The sequence below is a fragment of the uncultured Nostoc sp. genome (genome assembly GCF_964245575.1).
Classification (GTDB): Bacteria; Cyanobacteriota; Cyanobacteriia; order Cyanobacteriales; family Nostocaceae; genus Nostoc.
The window spans coordinates 1-4452 of the sequence record NZ_CAXTNP010000437.1 but is presented as its reverse complement, the minus strand read 5'-3'; the positions used below and the strand labels follow the sequence as shown (position 1 = coordinate 4452).

General features: G+C 43.4%; 3 protein-coding genes. All 3 read left to right on the top strand.

The window, feature by feature from the left end; translation table 11 throughout:
• The first annotated feature begins 547 nt into the window (after positions 1-547).
• On the top strand, positions 548-1459 hold the full coding sequence (locus tag ACFFAP_RS36370; protein ID WP_375515763.1) for an SGNH/GDSL hydrolase family protein: 912 nt from the start codon (positions 548-550) through the stop codon (positions 1457-1459).
• Between the two features lie 451 nt (positions 1460-1910).
• Positions 1911-3215: an O-acetylhomoserine aminocarboxypropyltransferase/cysteine synthase family protein gene (locus ACFFAP_RS36365; protein WP_375515762.1), complete on the top strand. Its 1305-nt coding sequence runs from the start codon at positions 1911-1913 to the stop codon at positions 3213-3215.
• Positions 3216-3315: 100 nt separating this feature from the next.
• Positions 3316-4395 (top strand): homoserine O-acetyltransferase, encoded by a 1080-nt coding sequence (gene metX / locus ACFFAP_RS36360; RefSeq protein WP_375515761.1) that lies wholly within the window; start codon positions 3316-3318, stop codon positions 4393-4395.
• The last annotated feature ends 57 nt before the right edge of the window (positions 4396-4452 follow it).

Sequence of the window (4452 nt, the reverse complement as noted above, 5' to 3'; positions counted from 1 at the left end):
CGATTGAACTTGGTAAGTACAATTTTCTACAGATTTGGCATGAGCGTTGCGATCACGATCCGCTACACATTTGGCTACGTGAGCTAATAGCGTCCCAAACTCAGCACCTCTGAAACAAAGAGAAACTCAACCGTATTGGAGTATAGTATCAATTTATAGTTCTCAACTGGGCATTGTACTCAGGATGCAACCAATGTCCAACAAAAAAATTAGTGAAGTGGCGATCGTAAAACAATTAATCTCCGAGTTTTGCGTTAATTTTTACAGGTCGATGTATTGGCATTGCAAAGCAAGATGTGGGGCAGCTTTAGAAGACTTGTGTACAACACTGTAGCCTTGAGAGCAATGCAAGCGAGGTCTGCGTGTGGTCTATTCATTTGAAAACTGCATTAAGACAATTGGCAAAATCCACACCTGAAAGTATCCGGTTTTGCTCACTAGCCCTCAAGCTAGCTTGTTAACTTAAAGAAGTGTTCAATTGCAAGCTCAATATTTACTCATAACAATCATCAACAACTATAGTCTTTAGGGTTTGCAGAAAAGTTTAATGCAAAGAAAAAAGTGGCTTTTAAGAACAGGACTTGCTCTCTTAATTTTTATCATGGTTGTAGCGGCAAAATTTATGGATAAAACTTATCCGATCGCAGAACTCTACGTATTTGGGGACAGTCTTTCGGATACAGGGATGGTATTCCGGGCGACAGGAGGAATGTACCCACCTAACCCAACTTACTTTCAGGGCCGTTACTCGAATGGTCGAGTTTGGATTGAGTATCTTGCCGAAAGCCTCCATCTCTCCTCTAAGCAAACTAACAATTTTGCTTACGGAGGATCGACTACTGGCAATGTTGGCAACAGCTATGTACCTAGCTTGCTAAATCAAGTGCAGTCGTTTACGCAGACACATCAACAGACGAATTCAGATGCTTTGTATGTGCTGTGGGCAGGGGCAAATGATTATTTGCAAGGGGTAAGCAGTGCAACTGTTCCTGTTAAAAATGTGACAACGGCAATCAACTCTTTAATTGATGTAGGTGCTAAAAAGATTCTGGTAGGAAATTTACCAGATTTAGGACAGTTACCTGCCACTAGAACCAGTGCGAATTCTGTGAACCTCAGTGCATTAACACAAGCACATAATCAAGGCTTGAGGCGATCGCTTAAAGTACTAAGTCAACAGCATTCCGATCTGGAGATTGTGGTATTAGATGCCAACGCGCTGTATCGAGATGCGATGTCTGCGACGGGCTACGCCAACGCAAATCCGGCAGCCTTTAACTTTACCAATGTCACCAGTCCATGTTTGTCTGGCGATCGCACCTGTAGTAACCCAGACCAGTTTTTATTCTGGGATGGCATTCATCCGACAGCTGCGGCTCATCGCATCATCGGGGAAACTGCTTTTTCAACAATTCAAAAAGCAGGGATGATTAATCCTGGTTTAATGTTGGTTCCCTAAGTTACTTGATCATAAGACTTATGCACTGTACCTATGTATCGTAATGTGAATTAACAATGCATAGGTTGTTTCAGGCTTTTCTTAATTATCCTGCAATCGGAAATAGACCATGCTGTAGGGGCACAGCAATGCTGTACCCTTACGAAAGATGTGGTTTTTAAACTCACTCATATTTGGCATTTTTTGTCAATGCGTAAATCCTAGATCAGTTTTTGCAGGGATAAAACTCTTTGTATCACAAATGTTTTAGATTACAGCGTTTTTCATCTATTTGAACCACAATCCTTGGTAGGGGCGCATAGCTAGCTGTGCGCCTTTACAGTATGTTTAATCAACTAAAAATAGCTGTAAAATACGGTAAGTCTGACGAATTACCGTTGATTAATCTAACATAAGGCGGAAATAGTATATTATTTACTTATAAAATAACTGGAAGCTAAAAGAACTGCTTATGTCTGAACAATATCGTTTTGAAACCCTGCAAGTTCATGCTGGACAAGAGCCGGCTCCCGGAACTAATGCTCGCGCTGTACCAATTTACCAAACGACTTCCTATGTTTTTGACGACGCCGACCACGGAGCGCGGTTGTTTGCTCTCCAGGAATTTGGTAACATTTACACGCGGATAATGAACCCGACGACGGATGTATTTGAAAAGCGGATTGCTGCTTTAGAAGGGGGTGTAGCAGCATTAGCAACGGCTAGTGGGCAGGCGGCGCAATTTTTGGCAATCAGTACTATTGCTCAAGCTGGGGATAATATTGTTTCCACTAGTTTTTTGTATGGGGGAACATATAACCAGTTTAAAGTATCTTTACCACGCTTAGGTATTAATGTCAAGTTTGTTGAGGGAGATGAGCCAGAAAGTTTCCGTCAGGCGATCGACGATCGCACCAAAGCGTTATACGTTGAAACTATTGGTAATCCTCAATTCAACATTCCCGACTTTGCCGCTTTAGCTCACATTGCCCACGAAAACGGTATACCTTTAATTGTGGATAATACCTTCGGTGCTGGTGGGTATTTAGCTCGACCGATTGAACATGGTGCAGATATTGTAGTGGAATCTGCAACTAAATGGATTGGTGGGCATGGTACTTCCATTGGTGGCGTAATAGTCGATTCGGGTAAATTTGATTGGGGTAACGGCAAATTTCCCCTGTTTACTGAGCCATCACCCGGTTATCATGGGCTGAATTTTCAAGAAGTCTTTGGGCCTACTGCTTCCTTTGGCAACATTGCCTTTATTATCCGCGCCAGAGTCGAGGGGTTACGGGATTTTGGCCCGTCCTTGAGTCCATTTAATGCCTTTCTTTTACTGCAAGGATTAGAGACTCTTTCCTTACGTGTAGATCGTCATGTGAGCAATGCCCTAGAATTGGCTCGGTGGTTAGAGCAACAAGAGCAAGTATTATGGGTTAATTATCCGGGACTTCCTAATCAGCCTTATTATGAACGAGCGAAGAAATATCTCCGGCATGGGTTTGGAGGAGTTTTAAACTTTGGCATCAAAGGTGGATTGGAGGCAGGTAGAGCTTTTATTAATCATGTAAAATTGGCGAGTCATTTAGCAAATGTTGGTGATGCTAAAACCCTCGTTATTCATCCCGCTTCCACAACCCATCAACAGCTAAGTGATGACGAACAGCTTTCGGCAGGTGTGACACCCGATTTAGTGCGAGTATCGGTGGGAATTGAACATATCGACGATATCAAAGAAGATTTCCAGCAGGCATTTCGGCAAGTTAGGAGTTAATTGGGCATTGGGTATTGGGGATTGGGCATTGGTTATTAATTCTTCTCCTCCACTCCTAACTCCTAACTCTTAACTCTTAACTCCTAACTCGCCACTCCCTATGATCTACTCAGACTTCATCTCACCGGAAACCCAGTTTTACCAGCTGAGGGTGCCATTTAAACTAGAAGGGGGCGAAACATTAACTGGGGTTCAGGTTGCTTATCGCACCTGGGGACAGTTAAATGCTCAAGGCGATAATGGGGTACTGATTTGTCATGCCTTAACTGGTTCGGCTGACGCTGATGATTGGTGGGAACCTTTGTTTGGTTTAGGCAAAGCTTTCAATCCAGAACGCGATTTTATTGTATGCAGCAACATCTTGGGAAGTTATTACGGCACAACCGGGCCAACTACTATCAACCCCATAACGGGAAAGCCTTATGGTGTATCCTTCCCTAAGATTACAATCCGAGATATGGTTCACCTGCAAGCTGTACTACTAGAATACCTGGGTGTTCAATCTCTGCGGTTAGTAATTGGCGGTTCACTCGGTGGGATGCAAGCACTGGAGTGGGCGTTATTATATGCAGAAAAAGTGAAAGCGATCGCACCCATTGCTGTTTCTGGAAGACATTCCGCTTGGTGTATTGGATTAAGTGAAGCCCAAAGACAGGCAATTTATGCTGATCCAAACTGGAAAGGAGGGAACTACACCCTGAATGCGCCCCCAAATCAAGGATTAGCTGTTGCGCGGATGATGGCGATGAGTACTTACCGTTCTTGGGATAGTTTTACAATTCGCTTTGGGCGGCAGTATGATGCATCTGAGCAGTTTGCTATAGCCAGTTACCTACAGCATCAAGGTCAAAAGCTGACAGAACGATTTGATGCCAACACTTATATCACCCTCACCCACGCAATGGATCGCCACGATGTTGCACGCGATCGCACAGTTGCTAATTTATCAGATTATGAATCTGTTCTGCGAAGCATCCAGCAACCGACTTTAGTTGTCGCCATTGATTCTGACATCCTCTATCCTCCAGTAGAACAACAAGAATTGGCAAATTTAATTCCTAATGCTCAACTGGCGTGGCTAAAGTCAACCCACGGACATGATGCATTTTTAATTGACATGGATGCATTGAATGAATTGCTGATCGCTTTTGAGCAAAGTTTAGATTTCCCAGCCTCCTAACTCGACGTATTGAGAAAAAAGCTCGGCCTTTCGAGTTCTGAACAGGAACTTCCGAGA